20 protein-coding genes are annotated in these 23,799 nt (G+C 45.1%); 10 read left to right on the forward strand and 10 right to left on the reverse strand.

What is annotated here, in order from left to right; genetic code table 11:
- Positions 1–254: 254 nt before the first annotated feature.
- From NE665_RS15300 to htpG, 3 genes are all read right to left on the reverse strand, one after another.
- A complete protein-coding gene (locus NE665_RS15300) occupies positions 255–659 on the reverse strand; it encodes a DUF2752 domain-containing protein (protein WP_117444214.1) in 405 nt (134 codons plus the stop codon).
- A gap of 1 nt (position 660) precedes the next feature.
- Positions 661–987 carry a DUF4234 domain-containing protein gene (locus tag NE665_RS15305; RefSeq protein WP_117444213.1) on the reverse strand — a complete coding sequence of 109 codons (327 nt, stop codon included), beginning with the start codon at positions 985–987 and terminating at the stop codon, positions 661–663.
- Between the two features lie 696 nt (positions 988–1,683).
- A complete protein-coding gene (gene htpG, locus NE665_RS15310; RefSeq protein ID WP_117444211.1) occupies positions 1,684–3,627 on the reverse strand; it encodes a molecular chaperone HtpG in 1,944 nt (647 codons plus the stop codon).
- Positions 3,628–3,825: 198 nt separating this feature from the next.
- On the opposite strand from htpG, the gene NE665_RS15315 reads away from it, so the two are divergent.
- From NE665_RS15315 to NE665_RS15325, 3 genes are all read left to right on the forward strand, one after another.
- Complete coding sequence (locus NE665_RS15315) at positions 3,826–3,963, forward strand: hypothetical protein (protein WP_178760013.1); 138 nt, start codon at positions 3,826–3,828, stop codon at positions 3,961–3,963.
- 169 nt (positions 3,964–4,132) lie between these two features.
- Entirely contained in the window at positions 4,133–4,927 is a 795-nt protein-coding gene (gene proB / locus NE665_RS15320; protein ID WP_117444210.1) for a glutamate 5-kinase, read from the forward strand.
- Positions 4,928–6,175 carry a glutamate-5-semialdehyde dehydrogenase gene (locus NE665_RS15325; RefSeq protein ID WP_117444209.1) on the forward strand — a complete coding sequence of 416 codons (1,248 nt, stop codon included), beginning with the start codon at positions 4,928–4,930 and terminating at the stop codon, positions 6,173–6,175. It begins immediately after the preceding gene.
- A 300-nt stretch (positions 6,176–6,475) separates the two neighbouring features.
- Here NE665_RS15325 and NE665_RS15330 read toward each other — a convergent pair whose 3' ends face one another.
- Together NE665_RS15330 and NE665_RS15335 are read right to left on the reverse strand one after the other, a co-directional pair.
- On the reverse strand, positions 6,476–7,474 hold the full coding sequence (locus tag NE665_RS15330) for an isocitrate/isopropylmalate family dehydrogenase (protein ID WP_117444208.1): 999 nt from the start codon (positions 7,472–7,474) through the stop codon (positions 6,476–6,478).
- A gap of 1 nt (position 7,475) precedes the next feature.
- On the reverse strand, positions 7,476–8,810 hold the full coding sequence (locus NE665_RS15335) for a citrate synthase (RefSeq protein ID WP_117444207.1): 1,335 nt from the start codon (positions 8,808–8,810) through the stop codon (positions 7,476–7,478).
- Positions 8,811–8,931: 121 nt separating this feature from the next.
- On the opposite strand from NE665_RS15335, the gene NE665_RS15340 reads away from it, so the two are divergent.
- Positions 8,932–10,854 (forward strand): aconitate hydratase, encoded by a 1,923-nt coding sequence (locus tag NE665_RS15340; RefSeq protein ID WP_117444206.1) that lies wholly within the window; start codon positions 8,932–8,934, stop codon positions 10,852–10,854.
- Positions 10,855–11,157: 303 nt separating this feature from the next.
- Positions 11,158–12,477, forward strand: coding sequence for a serpin family protein (locus tag NE665_RS15345; RefSeq protein ID WP_117444205.1), 1,320 nt, complete (start codon positions 11,158–11,160; stop codon positions 12,475–12,477).
- Positions 12,478–12,865: 388 nt separating this feature from the next.
- On the opposite strand, the gene NE665_RS15350 is transcribed toward NE665_RS15345, so the two are convergent.
- The 3 genes from NE665_RS15350 to NE665_RS15360 all read right to left on the reverse strand — a co-directional run bounded on the left by NE665_RS15350 (position 12,866) and on the right by NE665_RS15360 (position 16,192).
- Positions 12,866–13,813 (reverse strand): PD-(D/E)XK nuclease family transposase, encoded by a 948-nt coding sequence (locus tag NE665_RS15350; RefSeq protein WP_117444204.1) that lies wholly within the window; start codon positions 13,811–13,813, stop codon positions 12,866–12,868.
- 467 nt (positions 13,814–14,280) lie between these two features.
- The gene (locus NE665_RS15355) at positions 14,281–15,591 is read right to left on the reverse strand and encodes an MFS transporter (protein ID WP_233104709.1); all 1,311 of its coding nucleotides are present in this window, start codon (positions 15,589–15,591) and stop codon (positions 14,281–14,283) included.
- A gap of 73 nt (positions 15,592–15,664) precedes the next feature.
- Positions 15,665–16,192, reverse strand: a complete 528-nt coding sequence (locus tag NE665_RS15360) for a YfcE family phosphodiesterase (RefSeq protein ID WP_233104708.1) — start codon at positions 16,190–16,192, stop codon at positions 15,665–15,667.
- Between the two features lie 257 nt (positions 16,193–16,449).
- On the opposite strand from NE665_RS15360, the gene NE665_RS15365 reads away from it, so the two are divergent.
- Both NE665_RS15365 and NE665_RS15370 read left to right on the forward strand, forming a co-directional pair.
- Entirely contained in the window at positions 16,450–16,680 is a 231-nt protein-coding gene (locus tag NE665_RS15365; protein ID WP_117444201.1) for a hypothetical protein, read from the forward strand.
- 477 nt (positions 16,681–17,157) lie between these two features.
- Entirely contained in the window at positions 17,158–17,754 is a 597-nt protein-coding gene (locus NE665_RS15370) for a GNAT family N-acetyltransferase (RefSeq protein ID WP_117444200.1), read from the forward strand.
- A gap of 437 nt (positions 17,755–18,191) precedes the next feature.
- On the opposite strand, the gene NE665_RS15375 is transcribed toward NE665_RS15370, so the two are convergent.
- On the reverse strand, positions 18,192–18,572 hold the full coding sequence (locus NE665_RS15375) for a PTS beta-glucoside transporter subunit IIB (protein WP_109771029.1): 381 nt from the start codon (positions 18,570–18,572) through the stop codon (positions 18,192–18,194).
- Positions 18,566–19,405, reverse strand: a complete 840-nt coding sequence (locus NE665_RS15380; protein ID WP_117444199.1) for an alpha/beta hydrolase — start codon at positions 19,403–19,405, stop codon at positions 18,566–18,568. The genes NE665_RS15375 and NE665_RS15380 overlap by 7 nt, the downstream gene beginning before the upstream one ends.
- A 180-nt stretch (positions 19,406–19,585) precedes the next feature.
- Here NE665_RS15380 and NE665_RS15385 point away from each other — a divergent pair, with 180 nt between their 5' ends.
- The 3 genes from NE665_RS15385 to NE665_RS15395 all read left to right on the forward strand — a co-directional run bounded on the left by NE665_RS15385 (position 19,586) and on the right by NE665_RS15395 (position 23,245).
- Positions 19,586–20,203 (forward strand): TetR/AcrR family transcriptional regulator, encoded by a 618-nt coding sequence (locus tag NE665_RS15385; protein WP_117444198.1) that lies wholly within the window; start codon positions 19,586–19,588, stop codon positions 20,201–20,203.
- A gap of 87 nt (positions 20,204–20,290) precedes the next feature.
- The gene (locus NE665_RS15390; RefSeq protein ID WP_117444197.1) at positions 20,291–20,989 is read left to right on the forward strand and encodes an ABC transporter ATP-binding protein; all 699 of its coding nucleotides are present in this window, start codon (positions 20,291–20,293) and stop codon (positions 20,987–20,989) included.
- Positions 20,990–20,998: 9 nt separating this feature from the next.
- Entirely contained in the window at positions 20,999–23,245 is a 2,247-nt protein-coding gene (locus NE665_RS15395) for an ABC transporter permease (protein WP_117444196.1), read from the forward strand.
- The last annotated feature ends 554 nt before the right edge of the window (positions 23,246–23,799 follow it).

Raw genomic sequence — 23,799 nt, forward strand, 5'->3', positions numbered from 1 at the left:
TTTTACCTTATTTTTCAAATTCAGCAGGAGCTTTTCAACAAAATTGCTGTAACCGTTATCACTTTTTCACAAACAGACTCTATGCGCTCTTTACCATAAACAAAAAAAGCCGATATTTATCGACTTATCGAGCTTTCCTCTGTTGTTTGCTTTTCACTTTTTTTCACAAGCTGAGACTTCTCCTTCATCAGACAAGGAAGCTTTTATAACAAGCTTGCGTGCTTGTTATATTTCCCCAAAGGAAGAAGCGCTTCTCAAAAAAATAGCTGTAGCAGGCGAATAAGCGGTGCATGCTCATTCAGCTGCATAGGGGCATGAGGGAACACATAGAGCATTCGCCATAAATACACAGCAAGCATGGTTCCTAACAAAAGCACACTCATCACACGAAATACTCTGCTCTTTAAGATACCCTCCCGGTTTCTCACAAAAAGCACTGCGCACATCACTGTGTAAGGAAGCAGAAGGAATACAGCCGGATGGAAATACCATGCGGCAGAAAGATTTCCTTTACATAGCCAGTATATGGCAGAAAACATATTGCAGCCCGGACATGGTATTCCCAATATCCGCTCCATCGGACAGAAGCTTCCGAAAACGAAGAGCACCAGAAACAGGATCACTCCGATTCCCAGTGCTTTTTTTACATCACGGCTCATATCAGTAGGTGCGATCGATCAAATCATTGATACTGCTTTGCATGATACAGAGCGAGATAATCGGCAAGCCAAACACAGATAGCAGAACATTGATCAGACTGTTATCCTCGGCTCCCATCACATACAGCTTTTTGGAATATTTCCAGAAACAGAAAATCCCCCAGATACCGCAGGTCACAAAGGACAGTAGCAGATCGGTGATGGCGGTATCGTTCTCTCTTGCTCCGTAATTGATATCACTGAATATCTGTACCCAGGCAATCAGATAGTAAATACCGCAGGTTATAATGGACAGCACAATAATACCAAATATACTTCTTCGTCTCATACAGGCACCTCCCTCGTCGTATGATATGCTGTATCCGGTAAAACCATACCCGTCTACCGGAAGTGTTCTAATTGTACCATAGAATCAGACCTCTGTGTGATAAAACAGGTGTTTTTATACGGATGCAGCCATACTCCGCATCATTTACATAAATAAGACATGTAGCAGCTCTTCTTGTATTCATCTGCAGAGCGTCTCAGCAGATGAAATAGCAAGACGCTTTCCTATATGCTATGGCTATGCAGCGTGTTCAGCAGCATTTCTGCCAAAGCAGCCGGAAGCAGTCTTTCACGTTTCTAGGTTCCTTTGTACCCAGATTGCTTCGCTTTCATCCGGTACAGTGGCATGGTTTTTCATTGTAAGCAGCTTTTTACGTTTCTATCTTCCTTCGTAATCGTATCGCTTCATTTCCTTTGATACAGTTGCATATGTTTCTTCTGGCAGTATCGAGCACTGATTCCTTCCCATAATGCTTCATTATGCATACAGAAGGATCCTGTTTCTGAGCATATTGCTGATTACAGTTGTCGCTATCCTGCGCTTTTTCTGCCAGTAAAAGCATTATTGCTACATATGGCTTTCATCATTATATTCTGCATTAAATAACGCCTAAACAATAAGAAGAAGAAAACCTGTCACAGTGCATAGCTTCACTGAAACAGGTTGTTTTCTTGTTCTATATACTGTAATGCGCTTTTATTTGCTGGCCTTTACCATGAAATCACAGATCTTCTTAGAGAATTCTGTAGGATTTTCAATCGGGAAGCCCTCAATCAGCAATGCCTGATCATATAGTAAATCTGCATAATCCTTCACTGCATCCTTATCCTGCTCATATACCTTCTGCAAAGCATTGAAGATTTCATGATTCGGATTGATTTCCAAAATACGGGATGCCTTCATACCATACGGATTTCCTTCCGGCATAGCACTTAACACCTTTTCCATCTCAAAGGACATGCCTTCCTCACTGCTCAGGCAAACCGGATCATCCACCAGGCGGGAAGAAATTTTAACATCCTTCACCTTATCCCCCAGCACTTCCTTAATACCGCTTAACAGATCCTTATTTTCCTCAGCCTTTTTCTCCAGCTCCTTCTTTTCCTCTTCACTGTCGAGGTCCAGATCGCCCTGAGAAATATTCTTAAAGGTTTTCTCTTTGTAATTCATCAAAGCCTGAAGCGCAAATTCATCCACATTGTCCGTCAGATACAGGATTTCATATCCCTTTTCCTTCACCTTCTTAACCTGTGGCAGATTGTCAATCAGCTCTACCTTGTCACCGCTCATGAAGTAGATGTGCTCCTGTCCTTCCTCCATGCGGTTGATATATTCATCCAGTGTAACCAGCTTCTGTTCCTTGCTGGAATAGAACATCAGCAGATCCTGCAGGGTTTCCTTGTTTGCGCCAAAATCATTGTAAACACCGAATTTGATCTGCAGACCAAAATTCTTCCAGAACTTCTCATACTCTTCACGATCATTGCGCAGCATCAGCAGCAGCTCGGATTTGATTTTCTTCTCAATACGGTTCGCAATCACCTTCAGCTGACGGTCGTGCTGCAGCATTTCACGGGAGATATTCAAAGATAGATCCTGTGAATCTACCAGTCCCTTTACGAAACGGAAATGCTCAGGAATCAGCTCTTCCGCATTATCCATGATGAAGACACCACGGCTATACAGCTGCAGCCCCTTCTTGTAATCCTGAGAATAATAGTTGAACGGTGCCTTACCTGGGATAAACATCAGCGTTGTAAAGGAAACTGCCCCCTCAACACTTGTATGAATCACCTTCTGCGGCTCTGTATAATCATTGAATTTGCTCTTATAGAATTCATCATATTCTTCTTTTGTTATTTCAGACTTGCTTCTCTTCCACAGTGGAATCATGGAATTCAGCGTTTTCAATTCCTTTACAGTTTCATACTTCGGTTCTGCAGGCTTATCCGCGTCCTCGTTTTCATTTTCCGGCTCGTCCACACGCTTGCTGGTTTCCACCCACATTTCGATTGGGTAACGGATATAGTCGGAATATTTCTTAATCAGACGCTCAATCTCATACTGCTGCAGATAGTCGTCATAATTCTCATCCTCCGTATTATCCTTCAGGTACAGCACGATTTCTGTTCCGTGCTCTTCTTTTTCACATTCATCAATGGAATAGCCGTCAACCGCATTGCTGCTCCACAGATATGCTGTTTCTTCCCCGTATTTCTTCGTCGTTACCTCCACACGGCTGGCAACCATAAATGCGGAATAGAAGCCGACACCAAACTGTCCGATGATATCCACATCATCCTTCTTCTCTGCCTCTTCCATCTCCTGCTTAAACGCCAGAGAGCCACTCTTCGCAATCGTTCCCAGATTGTCCTCCAGCTCATCCTTGTTCATACCCAGACCGTTATCTCGGATTGTCAGGGTGCGGTTTTCCTTATCTGCCTCCAGATAAATTTTAAAGCCGGATGTATCTACATCGCTCAGGTTATCAGACAGTGCCTGATAATACAGCTTGTCAATCGCATCACTTGCATTTGAAATCAGCTCTCTTAAAAAAATTTCCTTATGTGTATAAATAGAGTTGATCATCAGATCTAATAGACGTTTGGACTCAGCCTTGAATTGTTTCTTTCTCGCCATACGTAATTACCTCCTGTTAGCACTCGCTCTTTAAGTCTGCTAATAGTATATGCCAATATTTTAGCACTGTCAACACTTTAGTGCTAAAAACCATAAATTTTTTCATAGAAAAGCAGTTCCTCTTCCCTGATCTGGCATAAAGAAAATCATAAAGCTACAAATTTGTAAGACAAAGCGAGGCAAGGCAAATCAACAGCCATGAAATTTTTCATCGCCTGTCTGGTAAATATCAAAACAAGCCTGCACGACGCCATGACAGCATACCCAAAATACGGCAATGCATATGATAAAAAAGCAGGACAGTATGGCTGCTGTTCCCTCTGCGAAGCAGATTGAAGAGGCAAACAGAAGCATCCTCTACGGATATGCGTACAGCATTCCTCCTGTCAATCGGGACTTTCCAGCATCAATATCTGCTACAACCATAAAATATATAGAAAGCATTTCGTCTTTGTTTCTTCTTGGGTATAATAGAAGAAACAATTTTCAAAGGGGTTGTAAATAAATGAAAGATATGAAACAAATAAAAAGAATCGTTGTCAAAGTCGGCTCCTCCACGCTGACACATCCTGGCGGAGGCTTGAATTTTCAGCGCATAGATGCTTTAGCCATGGTGCTGAGTGATATAAAAAACAGAGGACTGGATGTTGTTTTAGTTAGCAGTGGAGCGGTTGCGGCTGGTGTTGCCAAGATGCAGATGCGCAAGCGTCCGGAGCTGATGCGGGAGAAACAGGCGGCAGCCTCCGTAGGACAATGTGAGCTGATGTTTATCTATGATAAATTTTTTTCCCAATACGGTCAAAGCATTGCACAGCTGTTAATCACCAAAACCGTCACCAAAAACGAAGTATTGCGTGCAAATGCCGTGAATACTCTGGAGACACTGCTGGAATACGGTGTGATTCCCATCGTCAACGAAAATGACAGTGTAGCCGTTGATGAAATCGCCTATGGAGACAACGATACACTGAGTGCAGTCACCGCCTATCTGACCAATGCCGATCTGCTGGTGCTGCTGTCTGATATCGACGGATTGTTTAATGACGATCCTATGAAAAATAAGGATGCCCGCCTGATCCCGGTCGTAAGGGCTATCGATGACGCTGTCTTCAGCATGGCAAAGGGAGCCGGATCCTCCCGCGGTACCGGAGGTATGGTTACCAAAATATCCGCGGCACAGTTCGCGAATGAGCACGGTATTCCAATGATAATCGCAAATGGGCGGCAGCCGTCGATTCTTTATGATATTCTGCGAGATGATTACCGCGGAACGCTGTTTGATATAAGGGAGGCAATGTAAATGAAAACATTGAAAGAGCTGGGAAAAGCTTGTAAACAGGCTTCAAGCCAGATTATGAATGCGGATAGAAAGCAGAAGGATACACTTTTAAACACGATTGCAAAACAGCTGGAGCAGGATATCCCTGCTATTCTGGAGGCTAATGCGCAGGACATAAAAAATGCCAGGGAAAACGGGATGGCAGAAGGGCTGATCGACCGTATGCTGCTGAACGAAGCACGTATGCGCCAAATCATCGAAGGGATTCATCAGGTATGTGCATTACCGGATCCCATCGGTGAAATCACTGATATGCACACCACAGAAAACGGGTTGCAGATAGGTACCATGCGTGTGGCACTGGGCGTCGTCGGCATGATCTATGAAGCAAGACCGAATGTGACTGTTGATGCGGCGGTCCTGTCTTTAAAGGCCGGCAATGCAGTCATGCTGAGAGGCAGCAAGGATATTCTGCAAAGCAATCTGGTGATTGCAAACAGTATGCGAAGGGCTGCTACAGCGTGTGGCTTCTCTGCGGATATCATCACACTCCTGGAGGATACCTCTCGGGAAACGGCAACTGCCTTTATGAAGCTGCATGCATATCTCGATGTGCTGATTCCCCGCGGCGGTGCCGGACTGATTGCCAATACGGTTAAAAATGCAACCGTTCCTGTGCTTGAGACAGGCACCGGTAACTGCCATGTCTACGTCGATAAGGATGCAGATACCGCCAAGGTGATTCCTATTATCATCAATGCCAAGACACAGCGAACAAGCGTATGCAACGCATGTGAAAGTGTTTTGATCCATAAGGATATCAGTGACAGTCTTATTCAGGAGCTACTTGCGGCATTAAAGCAATATCAGGTTAAAATCCATGCCGATTCCCGTATCTGTGATTTGGACGCGGATTGTATTCCAGCTACAGAGGAGGATTACGGACGCGAATATCTCGATTTGGAAATCTCTATCAAAACGATATCTTCTCTGGAGGAAGCAATCTCCCATATCAACACCTATTCCACACATCACAGTGAAACGATCATTTCCGAGAATTACACATCGGTTAAAAGGTTTTTGAAGGAGGTTGACAGCGCCTGTGTATATGCCAACGCATCCACACGCTTTTCGGATGGATTTGAATTCGGTCTGGGAGCGGAAATCGGAATCAGCACACAGAAGCTGCATGCACGCGGACCGATGGGACTGCAGGCTTTAACAACAAAGAAATATATCATATTGGGAGAAGGACAGATACGGCCTTGATTCTTTTACACAATACCACAGAAAGGAACTTTAAAGAAATCGGTTATTACCTGTTATAGCAAATACAAAAATAAAAGAATTCAACGCTACTGTATAGATCAATAGCGGTTGAATTCTCTTTTTTTGTGAACACCCCTACCGATAAGCAACAAATACTGCAAGTTTTCGATGGAGTATGCAGCATGGAAGAACGTGCACTTCACATAGCGTCTGTCGGATATGATCCTATAGCAAAACAGCCGCATCTTACCTGAATACGGCCGTTTTTCATATGTCTTTTTATTTTCATATGTCTTTTAGCTATGATAATTTTGCGATAACAGCATCACGATATTCCTCTGTTGAAGAATTCCCATGCAGATCCGGCGTCAGATACTTCTGCTCCATCAGCACCTCGTCCACTGCTTTCCGAATGTTCGCAGCACATGTTGTTTCCTGTAAATGCTCCAGCATCATACAGGCAGACCACAGCAGTGCTGTCGGGTTTGCGATATGCTTTCCTGCGATATCCGGTGCAGAGCCATGAACCGCTTCAAACATTGCGTATTCCGTTCCGATATTACTGCTAGGAAGAAGCCCCAGACCACCGATCAGACCACTTGTCAGATCACTGACAATATCACCGTACAGATTCGGCATCACCATAACATCGAAGGTTTCCGGGCGCATAACCAGCTGCATACACACATTATCCACGATTTTATCATCTGCTTGGATATCCGGATATTCCTTTGCGATTTCCTGAAAGATGGAAAGGAACATGCCATCGCTCATTTTCAGAATATTTGCCTTATGTACACAGGTAACCCTTTTTCTGTTATTCGCCCGCGCATATGCAAAGGCATCCCGTATGATGCGTGTACTTGCCTTACGTGTGATAATTTTGGTCGCATGCACCGTATCTGCATCAATCTGTTCCTCCACACCGACATATAAATCCTCGGTATTCTCACGGAAGGTCACGATATCCACATTTTCAAATGGTGTCTTGACTGCCGTATTGGATTTTGCAGGTCGAATATTCGCATATAAATCATATTTGTTTCTAAGCGTAACATTCAGGGAACGAAATCCCTTACCGATTGGTGTTGTAATCGGAGCCTTCAACAGGATACGGTTTTTCTCAAAGGATGCAAATGCCGCATCCGGAATCAGCTTCCCATTACGCTCATACTCCGCCTCTCCGACCGCAAAGCATTCATAAGCAAGCGGTACCTTTGCCGCCTCCAGAATACGTACGACCGCATCCACGATTTCCGGTCCGATCCCGTCTCCCTTAAATACTGTAATCGTTCTCATTTCATCTGTCCTCCATCTTTACATATTGCTTCACACTGCCGACATATTTCGTTGCCGGACGCATAATTCTTCCATCATATTCCTTGTTTTCAATATTGTGGGCAAGCCAGCCGATCGTTCTTGCCATAACGAACAACGGCGTAAACAAATCCTCCGGTATCCCCATCATGCCATATACAAAGCCGCTGTAGAAGTCCACATTGCTGGATACATGCACGCCCTTAACATCCAGAATAACATCCTTCGCGCACTGCTCAAAGCGCTGATAGAATTCATACTCCTTGACCTTGCCCTTTTTCTCGGCAAGCTTTTCGATATATTCCTGCAATACCTCACTTCGCGGATCACTCAGTGTATAAATAGCATGTCCCATACCGTATACCAGACCGCTGTAATCGTAAAACTGTTTATGCAGAATACGGTAAATCAGTGCCTTGATTTCAATATCATTTTCACAGTAGCCGATTTCCTCTATAACAGCACGCATCATACCGCTTACCTTCAAATTGGCACCGCCATGTCTTGGTCCCTTCATGCTGCCGATTGCCCCAACCATAGAGGAATAAAAATCCGTCCCGGTGGAGGAGATCACCACATTGGTAAACGTCGAATTGTTTCCCCCTCCATGATCTGCATGCACGATCAGCATCATGTCCAGCAGCTTTGCCTCCAGATTGCTGAATGCATGGTCCTTGCGCAGCATATACAGAATATTTTCTGCTATGGAAAGCTGCTCCTGCGCCGGATGAATGACCAGGCTTTCCTTATTATACCGGTGCATCTTGCTCTGATAGGCATAGCAGATGATCGAAGGCAGCTTGGCAAGAATATTCAGGCCCTGCTCCAGCGTATTTTCTACCGATATGTTATCCGGTGCATCATCATAGTCGTAGAGAGCAAGCACAGCCTGCTGCAGACGGTTCATCAGATTCTTTCCCGGCATATGCAGAAACTTGGATTCCAGAAAATCATCCGGCAGCTCGTAATGCGCACGCAGATATCCGCAGAATTCAGCCAGCTCCTCCTTCTTCGGAAGATAGCCGAAGAGTAATAAAAAGCAGGTTTCCTCGTACCCGCAGATCGTTTCATAATTTCTGCCATGGATTATATCCCGCAGCTCTATGCCTCGATAGTACAGCTTTCCTATATCATCTGTTTTTACTTCCTCAACATATTTATAACCGACAACATCCGCAATCTTAGTAAGACCTACGCGTACACCGGTTCCGTCTTCATTACGCAGTCCCTTTTTGATATCATATTTGCGAAACAGATCATTCGCGATATCATTGTGCTCCCGCGCCTTCTGGTAAAAAGAATTCAAATGCTCGTTCATTTCCTCTACCTCCTTTTACAGTGTTCTTTCACTATTATATCATAATTTTCATAAATTCAATGAAATATTTTCATAAATTCATGCTATAATATTCCATGTATACGAGAAAGGAAGGGAAGTTATGCCAACAATAACCGAGAAAATCATACAGAAGCATCTGGTAGAAGGGGTGATGGAACGAGGAGAACCCATTGCAATCCGCATTGATCAGACACTGACACAGGATGCCACAGGAACCATGGCTTACCTGCAGCTGGAGGCGATGGGTGTGGATCAGGTCAAAACCGACCTGTCTATCAGCTATGTCGACCATAATACATTACAAAGCGGCTTTGAAAATGCCGATGATCACAAGTATCTGCAGACGGTAGCAATGAAGCACGGTGTTCGTTTCTCACGTCCTGGTAACGGAATCTGTCATCAGGTTCATCTGGAACGCTTTGCGAAGCCGGGAGCCACTCTTTTGGGAAGTGATTCCCATACACCGACAGCAGGAGGTATGGGGTCTTTGGCCATTGGAGCCGGTGGTCTGGATGTTGCCTGTGCCATGGCCGGCATGCCGTTTCATCTCAATATGCCGAAAATCATCAATGTCCGTCTGCACGGCTCCCTGACAAAGGGTGTCAGCTCCAAGGATATCATTTTAAAGGTGTTACAGATACTGAGCGTAAAAGGCGGTGTGGGAAATGTTATAGAATACAGCGGAGACGGTGTTCTCAGTCTGAGTATTCCACAGCGTGCCACGATTACCAATATGGGGGCCGAGCTTGGTGCGACGACTTCGATCTTCCCAAGTGATGAGGTCACACGGGAATTTTTAAAGAAGCAGCAGCGTGAGGATGCTTATGAAGAGCTGCAGGCCGATGCCGATGCCGTTTATGATGCAGTCATTGATATTGATTTGACCACACTGGAGCCGATGATTGCCATGCCGCATTCTCCGGACAATGTCCTTCCCATTCATGAAGTGCTTGGTCTGAAGGTAGATCAGGTCGCAATCGGAAGCTGCACGAACTCTTCCTATATGGATATGATGAGTGTTGCCGGTATTTTGAAGGATAAGACGGTGGATCCAAATGTCAGTCTGGTTATATCTCCGGGCTCTCGTCAGGTATTGCATATGATAGCGCAAAACGGCGGCCTTTCCGATATGATTTCTGCCGGTGCCAGAATTCTGGAATCCACCTGTGGACCTTGCATCGGTATGGGGCAGTCGCCGATCACCAATGCGCTCTCCCTTCGTACCTTTAACCGGAATTTCTATGGTAGAAGCGGCACACTGAGTGCCAAGGTATGTCTGGTATCCCCGGAAACTGCTGCCGCAAGTGCATTGCACGGTTATATCGTAGACCCGCGTACTGTAAGCTATGAGCTGCCGCAGGAGCCGCAGTCCTTCACGGTCGATGATTCCATGATCATTATTCCGGATGCAGAAGCAGCTGCGGAAACTGAGGTCGTGCGTGGTCCGAATATCAAGCCGCTGCCTATCAATACACCGCTTGCAGATCGTATTGATAAAAGGGTCATGATTAAGGTTGGTGACAATATCACCACCGATCACATTGCCCCGGCAGGAGCAAAGGTATTGCCTTACCGCTCCAATATCGAAAAAATCAGTGAGTTTATTTTCATGAATGTAAAAGCAAGCTTCCATGACGACTGTTTACACAATGGTGGAGGCTTCATCATCGCAGGTGCCAACTATGGACAGGGAAGCTCCCGTGAGCATGCCGCGCTAGCCCCGATGTATCTGGGAATCAAAGCGGTAATCGCTAAGAGCTTTGCACGTATTCACCGTGCCAATCTCATCAATTTCGGTATCATTCCATTTACCTTCTGCAATGAGGCGGATTATGATTCCATTGATGAAATGGATGAATTATCGATCACGAATCTGCATGCATTGACAGAAAATACACCGGTAGAGGTTATGAATATCACAAAAAACAGCAGCTTTTTGCTCACACACAACCTAACACAGCGTGATATAGAAACAATTCTGGCCGGCGGTACACTGAATCTGATTCGTCAGAATCAAAACTGATCAATCAGGTATTTCAAAACGCACAGATGAAATGGTTGAGATTAACAGGTGCAGGCTCCTAAGCTTGCGCCTTTTTATAGCCTGCTTTAATTGGGCTGCGTACCCTCTTATTTTAGAGCGTTTATTTGCTGATCCCTTGATTTTCATTACAGTTTTTACAGGTTTCATTCGCTGACCCATAATTTCCATTACATTTTTTACAGCTTTTATTTGCTTATCCCATAATTTCCATTACAATAAAGGAAAGGAATGAAATAAATCATACACAGGATTCGTATATAGGATAGAAAGAAGGGATTACTTATGAAAAAAGCTGTACTCGCCCTATGTGTGCTTCTGCTTCTCGCCGGCTGCTCCTCTTCGCAAAAGACAGCACCGCACAAAGCGGAAAAGCCACAGGAACAGGCAAATCCGAAAATCGCGGCCCCCGCTGATATCCGCTATCCGAAAAGTCCTTCCATCGAGGATTATGATGCGCAGATCGCCATAAGTGACAAGAATCCTGTGGATGGTACCGTGCTGAGTGGCTATGCGGATTTCTCACAGGAAAGCTTTTCTGCAATCTTAAAGACTGCTTCTGATAATGTCAGCTATTCCCCGCTGAGTCTGTATTATCCACTGATGCTGACGCTACAGGCAAGTGAGGGGGAAACTGCAAAGCAGCTACAGGTGCTGCTTCATGTAAACCGCAGGGATAATGCGAAAAATATGGGGAATCTGTATCGCCGCCTGTATACAGACAATGAAGGCGGACAGCTGAAAATAGCAAACTCCTTATGGATACAGAATGCATATCCGGTAAAAAACGACTTTATAAAAACCGCCAACAAGCAGTTTTATGCCGCCGCCTATGATGTGGATTTTTCACAGTCAAAAACCGCAGACCTCATGGCTGCATGGATTCGCGAGCATACCAATGGAAACCTGTCTCCCTCGATAGAAACAGATGCTTCCATGCGTATGGCGATTCTCAACGCCATATATTACAAAGCGCGTTTTGCTACTGTATTCGATAAAAAGGATACAACAAAGGATACCTTTTATACTCAGGATGGAAAGGTTGCTACGGATTTCATGCATCAGATAATGGATTCTCATTTCTTTATTGACAATAAGGACTATGCCGCAACCTCTTTGGCATTGAACAATTCCTCCAGCCTGACGCTGGTACTGCCAAAAGAAGGCAAGGATATCCGCCAACTGATGGAACAAAAGGGTTTTCTACAGGAATTGCTGGAGGATGATAGTGAAGGAGCAGCCTTTGGTATCGTGAACCTATCGCTGCCAAAGTTTAAAATCCATTCCAAGCTGCTGCTGGCAGATACCTTAAAAGCGATGGGTGTCACCGCTTTGTTTGATACCGCCGCTGATCTGGAGGGCATAACGGATGAAAAGCCCTTATTTGTTTCTAATATCCAGCAGGAAACAAGCATTGCCTTAGATGAGGAAGGCATCGAGGCAAGCGCATATACCGAGATGGGGATGGTAGGTGCTGCAAATATCAAGAATCCAAAAACCCTTAATCTAAATCTGAACCGCGAGTTTCTTTATGTGATTTCCACACGCTTGGATGGCAGAGAGCTTCCACTGTTCATCGGCGTATGCACCGATCCTGCTTCTTAAAGAACAAAAGGCTGTAAAGTATCGATTCCCTCTGACAAAAGACAGCGGTTTTCCATGCGCTATCGATAGGATAATAAAAGCTATGGCAGACATGCAAATCCTTAGCTTCCATAAAAATATCGCATTGTGGTTCACAGTTCTCTTTGCCATGTACCGCACTCCTGCTCGCTGTAGCTTTTCCCCGTTTAAATATAATCACACAGGAGCTATTTCAGCCCTGTATGCTATAAAGGCTACGTGCACACGATTGGCTCAAATCATGCATAACACATTTTTTGAGCCATATATACAAGCTAACCATACGCTTTCTTTTCGTTCCCATATGCAAATATCGTTTTATTAAAAAAGCTGAAGTCCAATGAGGGTTCAGCTTTTTATATGCCAATGCTTAAACGTTTTTATCCGCCAGCTGTGCTTTTAATGCATCATATGTATGACAATCCAGTATACGGATGAGAGCATCCTCAACCTGCTGCGCAGTTAATGTATCCACCCAGGTATCCTCCACACCATATTTGCGTTGTAACAGTAATTTCAATGAAGTTTTCTTACCTTCTTCCATTCCTTCTCTCCTTCCTTCTTTTATTCCCAATCTTTTCGCTTCTGCTGTCTGTTCCCTCAGATTGGCTTGTACTGCACGTTCGGCAAATTCTGCCGATTCCGCCCAGCTGAATAACTGATTATCTTCTTTCATTTCATTATACTTTTCCACAGCTACATCCACCATCCTTCTCTTCATGTTTAGTATAGCATCATCCGGATTATATGCAAGCACATAACAAAATGTTTCAAACTCTGTCAGATGTTTTATGCCTCCAACCTCCTTGATACGCTGCTTGATCATCGGCAGGAATACGATTGCTCGATTCAGTGTTCCATTGGGCTCCTCCTGATTATCTTCATCCTTCACCTTATAGTGACGAATCATACGTCCTCCTGTTTTGGGCATTGAATTCATGAAAATAATCTGATAAAACGGCTTCAGCTTTGTGTAATCATTGCCCTGCTTCAGCTGTCTGCCGACCAGTCGATAGCCATACTGCTGAAATCGCAGCTGTTCTTCCTGTGTATAACCCGATACCTGCATTTCCAAATCATAAAAATGGCCTGCCTCATCCTCCAACACAACATCCAGAACAACTCGTTTCCCAAAAAAAGCTTCCGGCAGCAGTTCCGGATTCAATACCCTTGTTGTTTGAACCTTCAGCTCGTAAATCTCCTCGATGATTCTGTTTCTCAGCAATTCAGAGCCTGCATCCTCTCCAATCAGCATATACTTGAAAAAAACATCATTGTGAAAGGGAACCGGATATTTCTTTTCGTTCTCTTTTTTCATCTGTAGAATCCTCCTTTTTTTCTTATACACTCTTATATACGTAGGGAAAGGGCAAAACTCCTAAATTATTTTAAAATTCGTTAAAAAAAGGTACACTTTTTTTACATAAACGTTAGGAAGCTCCTGGTAAATAATATTTTCGCTTATATCCTACAGCTTTTATCGCAGGTATATAGCACTGCAGTATTTACTGTTGAATCATCTGAGTGATATGAAAAATACTGTCACATTTGTTTCTTTTTTGCTTGTACAGGATCCTTAATATACTTCATAGCGTAAAGATTTCCCTACCCCCTGCTGGTATATTACAAAGCATAAGCAAATGTAGACAGCTAAAACCTCTGCCCATATATGAAGAATTTTATTTCATTTGTAGCACTACATGAATTTGTGATCGTCAAAATACGAAAAAAGAGCTGCCCTTCCCATAGCATGAGGGCAGCCCTTGCTTATCCTATATGTATTTGTTACTTTTTCTTATGGAATTTCTGTTCGCTTTCCGGATCCTTGACAAATGCCAGAAACAGCATGCCCAGCAGCATCATCGGAATCAGACCGAGAATACCATATTGTGTTTCTCCGGTAATCATTATAATCGTAGATACCGCCATAGGTCCTAAGATTGCCGAGAATTTGGAAAATACAGAGAAAAATCCAAAGAATTCATTGGAATCAGCTTTATCCGGAATCAGCTTGGCAAAATAGGAACGGGAAACGGACTGGATACCGCCCTGAAACATACCGACCAGCAAGGCAACCACCCAGATAAAGGACGGATAGGTCTTAATCAGTGAGCCTGCCAGTACAACGCCTACATAGCCGATGATCCCTGCATAAATCATCTTCTTACTTCCCACATGCTCCACCAGCTTTCCAAACAAAATGGAGAACGGACAGGCAACGATATTGATGACAATTACGACTACCAGACTCATGACATCACTGATTCCCATCTCTGTCGCAAGGGAAACCGCCATCTTGATAACCGTGTTCACACAGTCGATATAGAAGAAGTAGGATATACAGAACAGAAAGATATTTTTATTCTTTTTGATATCCCGGAATGTGTGATATAAATGGGAGAACGATTCCCGTACAACATGCGGTACCGGTTCATGGAAATTTTTCTGTTTTACATTTTTCAGCATAGGGCGTGAATAAACAAGCCACCATAGCACAGCCATTCCCATTGTAAGACCGCATGCCATCCGATAGCTTAACGTAAAGGAGCCCAGCATCAGATCCCCGGTCTTCGGATCACCGAGCAAGGTTACCAGTGCAAAGGGAATTACAAATATCAGAAATGGCAATACGGAGCCGATATAGCCCCATGCATAGCCAGCGGCGCTTACCTTATCCACCCGCTCATCATCGCAGACATCCACGATAAAGGCATCATAGAAAATAATAGAGCCGTTATAGCCGAGCATGGCGATAATGAAAATCACGATAGCTGCACGGTAGTCGATGAATGGCAGCGCAAGACCAAAGCCGCCAAAGATTCCCATAAACAGGAAAAACTTAAACATCTTCATTTTCTTATCCTTGTAATCCGCCATCGTTCCAAGCACCGGTGATATCACCGCAAGAACAATCGCATAGATTGCGTTTGCCCAGCCGACATACACGCTGCTGTCACCCGGTGTGATTTTCGCTATCAGTAAAGGAAAAATGACAGTGCAGGTGGTCAGTACCTGCGCCGAATTTCCCACATCATATAAAATCCAGCTGGTTTCCTCTTTGGTAAAGCCAAGTTTAGTCAGTATTTTTGTGAACATATCATTCGTTCCTTTCTCTTATAAAGACAGTGTATCACAGGGATATTGTCTTGGGGATACGGATAACAAAAGATTAACAATTTTCAATGGCGAGTAGCTCTGCCTGAATACAGCGACCGTGTACCTCCACCATGGCATAGCCGCTATGCGGAGTACCATAGCATACCGAGCCGGGATTGATCAAAACCACACCGTCCACCTCGATAAAGCACTGATGATGCGTATGTCCGAAAAACAGCGTGTCGCAGCCCTTGCGTTTCGCATAGGCCGCCAGCTTTCCATACAGGGTGCGCATGCACAGCTCCATGATGTCATCCTTCGGCTTATGCTTCATTGCCAGAACCTCCTGCACAGTTTCATCATCAAAAATATCTCCATGGAGACAGATTGCCTTGCGTTCCTCCAGCGTCAGCTTTAATTTTTTAGGAAGGCGGTGGGAGCGGTCATGATTTCCCTTCACGATGGAACATTCAGAGATTTCCTGTAACGGAAAGCCGACATCGCCCAAATGGATTTTCAAATCCGCGGCTGCATGCTCCTGCAAAATTCTTCGTGCAGCCTCTTGTTCTCCATGTGTATCGGACATCAATAGTATTTTCATGTTGTACACCTTCATATCTGTTAGCTATATTATAATATGATTCCCGAAGAATAGGAATAGAAACTTTACAATTCAAAGAAAACACCTGCCTCTCTCTCATATTTGTGCAGTTGTCCATAGGCTTGTTTCCTTACCTTGCAAAGCCCTATATATCTTTTCTCTGTGATTGCGCGATCCGCCTAGATAGGCCATGCTTATTCACATATCTTATACTGAGATACAAAGATGATCTCAGAAAATAAAAGGAGGATTTCAATATGTGTAACAACTGTGGATGTAACAGAGAATTTGGATTCAACGATGGCTATGGATATAACCGTTCTGAGTGGAACAGCGGATGCGGATGCAACAACGATTATTACAACGACAACGCTGCGCTGTATGAAGCTGAGTGTGTAGCGCGTGCTGCTCTGCGCCGTAGAAACAGAGAAAACCGCTGTGCTCGTGAATTCGTTCGCTGCATGAAAAACGCTCGCTGCGGATACTAAGCAGAAAGCCTTGAAGGGTCTGTGAATCACAGGCCCTTTTTACATATTTGATAATGCTGCAAAGGATTATTCGGCGTATGGCCTATTTACGAATACAAAGCTCATATTATAAAGCCCATATTATAAGGAAGAATGCAGGCTGCAAGGTGCTTATCACAGCTGGTGTATGAAGGCAACGCAAGTCCTTTGATGTTAAGTGAAACAGGATATGCGACTCTCCTTACTTTACCGCAAGGCTGCTTACAGTCTTTGCAAGTTGAATCCCCTTCTACGACATGCTGGGATTGACAGCTATTCTCATTTTCCTATCGCGTGTACGATGGCTTGCAGTTTTATGCCTGTATGCCGTAATAATGAATCCCTTTCTGCGGCACGCTAGGATAGACAGCTATTCTCATTACCTATCGCGCGAATGATGGCTTGCAGTTTTTGTGTCTGTATGCCATAATGAATTGCAATAGCAAGGGAGGACTTCTAATGGAGCATAAAGGAACAGCTGTTATTGCAGCAAAGCGACTTCTTCTGCGCCGCTTTGTCATAGAGGATGCGGAGGCGATGTTTCATAACTGGGCCAGTGATGAAGAGGTTTGCAGATTTCTGACCTGGCCGCCGCATCAGGATGTCAATGTCACACGGCATATTCTGCAGAATTGGATCACAAGCTATGCACAGCCGAATTTCTATCAATGGGCCATTACCTGGAAGGATCGTCCGCAGGAAGTGATTGGCTGTATTAGCGTCGTCGATCAGAATGAGGAGCTGGATATGGTGCATATCGGCTATTGTATAGGAAAAGCATGGTGGCATCAGCATGTCACCAGTGAAGCATTTACAGCCATCATCCCGTTTCTGTTTGAAAAGGTAAAAGCAAACCGCATAGAGACGAAACACGATCCAGATAATCCAAATTCCGGAAGGGTAATGCTGTCCTGCGGCCTTACCTATGAAGGAACGGCAAGAGAGGCAGACCGCAGCAACCGCGGTATTGCGGATGCCTGCTACTACAGCCTTCTGAAAAAGGAATATCCGCAATGGCTTCGCAAAAGAGGCATGAAACCCAGCGAGATCAGGTAGCTGTCTGACAGTGCCTGCATCCTGTCACGTTTGTATAGTTACGGATATCTGTGACATGGCAAAACACAGTGCCTGCTTTTGGTGAGGAAGCTAGCTGGCAAGGATGGATACATTTCTGACAAAAGAGCTGCACAACATCATAATGCCTGCCTTGAGGTATTGATGCAGCTGCAAAAAGAAAAGCTCCTGCAATGAAATAGTGGAGGGGCTTTTTGGTTGTGAATTTTAATCAGGTAAGCAGTAAAAGAAGATGACTTGTGGGGTAAGCATTCATCATCTTCATATAATCCTTCCTATTTCATTTTCTTACTATCTGACATTTGTCCCTGTCCTGAAAACACCTTACTCCTGCAGTTTTACCTCTTCTGTTTCTACGTATCTCCTACTGCAGGTAATTGCCATCATAAAGGCAGCTCCTTTTCAATGCCATATAGGTGTTAAATCATAGCGTCCAAAATATCCTGCAAAGCCTGCTTTCCATTCATTTTCCCAAAGGTTTTCATGTCAATGATATGAATGGGAATATCAAAGCAATTCAGCTTTTTTTTCATGGAATCCTTCAGATACCGCATCTGCGGTGCAAGCCAGATGGCCTGCATGTGATATTCAAAGTGATAACGGCGAATGAATTTTTCATCAATGATTTCCGCAGAGCCATAAGCAAGAACAAGATCATTCTCCCGCAGAGCATCCTCCAGGTGCGTGCCCAGCTCATGGATTTCCTCCACATAAATCTGTTCCCTGCTGCTCGCCTTTTGAATCTGCTTGCAAAACATACTGCTGGTATTTCCGGTAGCACAGCATATATAAACTAACATACGGGTTCCTCCTTTAGAAAAGCTCGTATCTCCTTCAGAAATGCAGCCCTTTGATCTGTGAACACCTCATGTCCGCAATGCTCATAGAAGCGGGTAATGATCGTTTTCCTATCGCAGGATGCAAGCTCATCATACAGCTGCTGCCAGCTGCAGACAGCATCCTCCTTTCCCTGCAAAATCAAAAGCGGCACCTCGCAGCCTTCAAACAAGCCGTGAAAGCTGTGCTGGAAAAACCAGAAGGACATCGCACAGATATGGCGAAGAGATTTTGACGGATTGTGTTCACTGTAAATGAAAGTGCGGAATTCCTCGCTTGCAAACAATTCCTCCGGTGTCGGGGAGATCACTGCCTCCTGAGGCAGCTTTGGCATACGGACACGAAACGCTGCGGACATGCGTTCAAACTGATCCAGCAGCTGTGATCGACAAAAGCCGATTGCTGGTGAGCTCAGAATACAGCCTGTCAGCTCCTGCGCAAATTTCTCCAGACACAGGGCAGCCAGACAGCCGCCAAAGGAGCCGCCCCATAAATACAGGCGCTTTACACCCCAGCGCTTTTTGGTATCCTGTATCACACGCAGCACATCCTCCGTAAGTGTATCTATGCTTAACCCTTTTTTCAAATCATATGTCGATGCACCGCTTCCTCGCTGATCAAAATGGATACACAGGGCATCCTCCTCCAATGAACGAAACGCCGGCAGCTCCATAATTGCCTGTGCACCGCTGCCGGGACCGCCATGCAGAAAAACGATTGCTGTATCGCTGGCAAAGCTTGCGCAGGCATACACCTGCAAAAGACAGTCCGTGCTTTGTATTTGATAACGTTCCATAGTTCCCTCCCACTCGTATAAATTCATCATAGCATGCCGCAATCGCTTATGCAAGATGGAATGCACACATTCGGTTAAGCGGTTACGTAAATACACAGCTGTATGCTTTTGCAGCGACAAGCCTTGACAGAATTCGACAAGGGATGTAAGATAACAGTGTTATGTGCAGGAGGTGAGAGGATGCAGCAGGAAACAACACGCGATAAGCTGCTGGAAAGCGCAAGCCGTGAATTTTTAACCAGTGGCTATCAAAAAGCATCGCTTAGAACCATTTGCCGCAATGCTGGTGTTACCACCGGTGCCCTGTACTTTTTCTTCAAGGATAAATCCGCACTGTTTGATGCTCTGGTAAAGGATGCCGCAGAAGCGATCATGCAGATGCTTACCCGGCATACCTGTTATGAGGAAGAGGTTTACAGCAATACCGTTGAGCTGATGGATATGGAGCATGATATTCGCTTTGCACAGGAGCTGATTTCCTTTTACTATGCACATGAGACGGCTGTCGAGCTGCTGTTCAACTGTGCCTGGGGCTCCGCATATCAGGGCTTCATTGATCAGATCACTGATTATCTGGTGAAACGTAATACGAAAATCATCTCCGGGATGGTAAAGGATGATGATACGGTATTCAATGCGTGCACATTGCACTGGCTTTCCCAGATACAGGTTGAAGCGTTTCTGCACATATTGTCTCATCACTACGCGCAGGAACAGGCATTGCATCAGATCCGCATTGTCGTTACCTTTCTTAGAAGTGGATTTGAAGGTCTGTATCAACAAGCTGTCAAGCAATAGATCAGGGGGAATACTCCCCTTTTCTTTTACCGCATAACATAACACCGTTATGTTATGGTGAACCATACCGATAAAGGAGGAAGTTGTATGTATCTGCAAGCAAACAGCATCGAAAAGTATTATGGTGACAAGGAAGCACGTGTTCAGGTTTTGAAAGGAATCAGCTGTGAGATAGCACAGGGAGAAATCTGTGTACTGCTGGGTCCCTCCGGCTCCGGAAAATCCACCCTTTTAAATCTGATCGGTGGTATCGAGCACATTGACAAGGGGGAGCTGCTGGTCGGTGGCAAAGACCTGGCAAAGCTGCCGGATAAGGAGCTTGCGCTCTATCGGCGAAGCACGCTTGGCTTTATCTTTCAATCCTATCATCTCGTTGACAATCTGAGCGTAAAGGAAAACATAGAGTCCGGAGCCTATCTTGGACGACATCCCAAATCCGTCGATGAGCTGCTAAAGCGTCTGGGTCTGTCACAGCATCAAAACAAATATCCGAATCAGTTATCCGGTGGTCAGCAGCAGCGTTGTGCCATCGGAAGGGCACTGGCAAAAAATCCGGAGCTGCTCCTGTGCGATGAGCCGACGGGAGCCTTGGATTATCATACCTCCAAGGATATTTTGCGGCTGCTGGAGGAAATCAACCGGGATTACAAAACAACCGTAATCCTCGTTACCCACAACGCGGCAATCGCCGCGATGGCACACCGCGTCATGTGGCTAAAGGACGGCCGAGTCATCGAGGTACGCTGCAATGCACAGCATGTAACGGCAGAAGCCCTGGAATGGTAGGTGAGCATGATGCGAAATCCATTGCATAAGACCATAAAAAAAGAATTCCTCACCAACCGCTCCCGCTATATCTCCCTTTCCCTTGTTTTAATTCTCATGATCGCTGCTGTATCCGGCTTCCTCAGTGTTGCCTACAGTGCCAAAGAGCTGCTGATAGAGGATCAGATCATAAGTAGGGTGGAGGACGGACAGTTTACCCTGCAGGAAACGCTCGAGCCAAAGACCAAAGAGAAGCTGGAAGCACTCGGCGTAAGGATATACGAGCAATTCTATACGGAGCAGAACATCGACAGGGATACCATGGTGCGTGTATACCGAAAACGCTCCAACATCAATCGTGTCACCCTGCATGCGGGACGGATGCCGAAAAGCCCTACGGAAATCGCACTGGACCGCCTCTTTGCCGAGAAAAACGACTTCAGACGCAGGGATACCATACGCATGGCAGGCAGAGATTTTACGATTACCGGGTTAATCTCTGTCCCCGATTATACCTCTCTGATTAAGAAAAACAGCGATATGATGATGGATCCCATCCATTTCGGCATCGCCATCACTACAGATTCCGGGTTTCAGGCACTGTCGGCTGATCGCATTTTTTACAGCTACAGCTATGCTTTGAATGACAGAAAGCTGAATGATTTTCAAAAGCAAAAGCTCGCCGATGATATACAGGAAATTTGCGTCAAAGAAAATGCCGTGCTGCAAAATCTGATGACTGCACAGATGAATCAGGCCATATCCTTTCTGCCCAATGATATGGGGAGCGATATACCGATGATACAAACGCTGCTGTACCTGATCCTGTTCATTCTGGCCTTCATTTTTGTTGTCATATCACAGACGATGATGGAGGAGCAGGCTCCCGTCATCGGTACACTGCTTGCCAGCGGCTATACCCGGCGGGAGCTGATCCACCATTATATGATGCTTCCGACAATTCTTATCATCGTATCAGCGGGCATTGGTAATCTACTTGGCTACACGCTGTTTCCACGACTGTTTACGGACATGTATTACAGCAACTACTGTCTGCCGCCGCTCACCATACAGCTGATTCCAGAAGCGCTGCTGTCCACCACCCTTGTGCCGTTTATCTTCATGATGCTGGTTCTGTATGTGATGCTGAAGCGCAGGCTGCGCCTTTCCCCGCTGCGCTTTCTGCGAAGGGATCTGCGCAGGCAGCAATCCCGCCGCTATATCCCCCTGCACGGCTTTTTTCTTCAGCGCTTCCGCATACGGATCATCCTGCAGAATAAGGGCAGCTATCTCGTTTTGTTTCTCGGTATCATCTTTGCCAGCTTTCTCTTTATGTTCGGCCTCATCCTGACCCCGTCCATGGAGCATTATATCCAAGCATCAAAGGCAAGCATCCGCTGTAATTACCAGTATCTTTTAAAAGCCCCTGTACCGGCGGATGGTGAAAAGGTGACGCTGAGCTCACTGGAAGCTGATTTTACGGCAGGAAATCTCAAGCTGGACGTAACGCTGTACGGATTGGAGCCACAGTCCGACTATTACACGGATATGACGCTTTCAACGGACCCGAAAGGCCTTGTGATTTCTTCCGACTTCGCTGCCAAACTGTCACTGCAAACGGGGGATTCCATCATCCTGCGCAATCCCTACCGTGATAAAAGCTATGCCTTTACGGTTCAGGATATCTATCCATACAGCGCCGGCTTTTCTGCTTATATGCCAAGAGAACAGCTGAATCAGCTGCTGGATGAGGAACGAACCTATTTCAACGGATATCTGTCCAATCAGCCGCTGGATATTGAGGAGACGTATATACAAAGCACACTGACGCGCAGTGATGTCGTAAAGATCGGAGAACAGCTGACCCAGACCTTTTCTCAGCTGATTCCCATCCTGACCTTTATATCCATTGTAATTTATCTGGTGGTTCTCTATATCCTCATCCGGCTGGGCATCGACCGCAATGCCATTTCTATGTCCTTTCTGAAGGTTATGGGCTATACGGCAAAAGAAATTCGCAGCCTGTACCTGCATGCCACCACCTATATTGTCATCATTTCCCTGCTGGCAGCCCTTCCCCTATGCAGCATCGCTTTGCATTATCTGATGAAATTTGCATTTATGAAATTTACAGGCTATCTGACGGTCTATATCCCCGTATACGTGTATGCTCTGGTATTTGCCACCGGACTGATTGCGTATCTGTTCATCAAAGCTATACTGACACGACGCATAGAGCAGCTGGAGCTGGGCAGTGCTTTAAAGGAGGATGCATAATGCAACAGCAGCAGTAAGCCATAAAAACCTTCGCATGCCGTGAACAGCTTATGCGTGCTGCAAATGATTCCTGTTTACAAGCAATCATGCGGCGTATACCACTATTCTGTAAGCAAAAAAACGGATTCCTCGATTCACAGCAAGGCTGTTGGAAAGGAGGAATCCTTTTTCATCGGTAGATGCAAGCGTGCACAAGCTGACAGTAAAAACGGTTACCTTTTGTTTCTATATGGAAGTCCGACATGTACAGACAACGACGAATATGTAGATGAAAAAGCGTTTCGATCCATTGCCCCCGCAGCTCACTGCATCAATTCGTCATAGCTTTCAAAAAAGCACACAAGAGGCAGCAATTCACATAGCTTTTCTACTTTATGGAAAAATCAGATATGGCAAAGCAACTGTCAGGATATCCCTAAGACTTTGTGCAGGCTCTTTCAGAATTCAGCCAAGAATCGTAACAAAAAAAAGCCGGAACTATGCGATCCTTCCTGCCTGCGTAATTGCTTTCGATACTATTCTATGGTACAATTTTCATACGGAATACAGTACAT

Origin of the sequence: Clostridium sp. DFI.1.208 (genome assembly GCF_024463855.1) — a bacterium.
In the GTDB taxonomy this organism is placed as follows: Bacteria; Bacillota_I; Bacilli_A; order Erysipelotrichales; family Erysipelotrichaceae; genus Clostridium_AQ.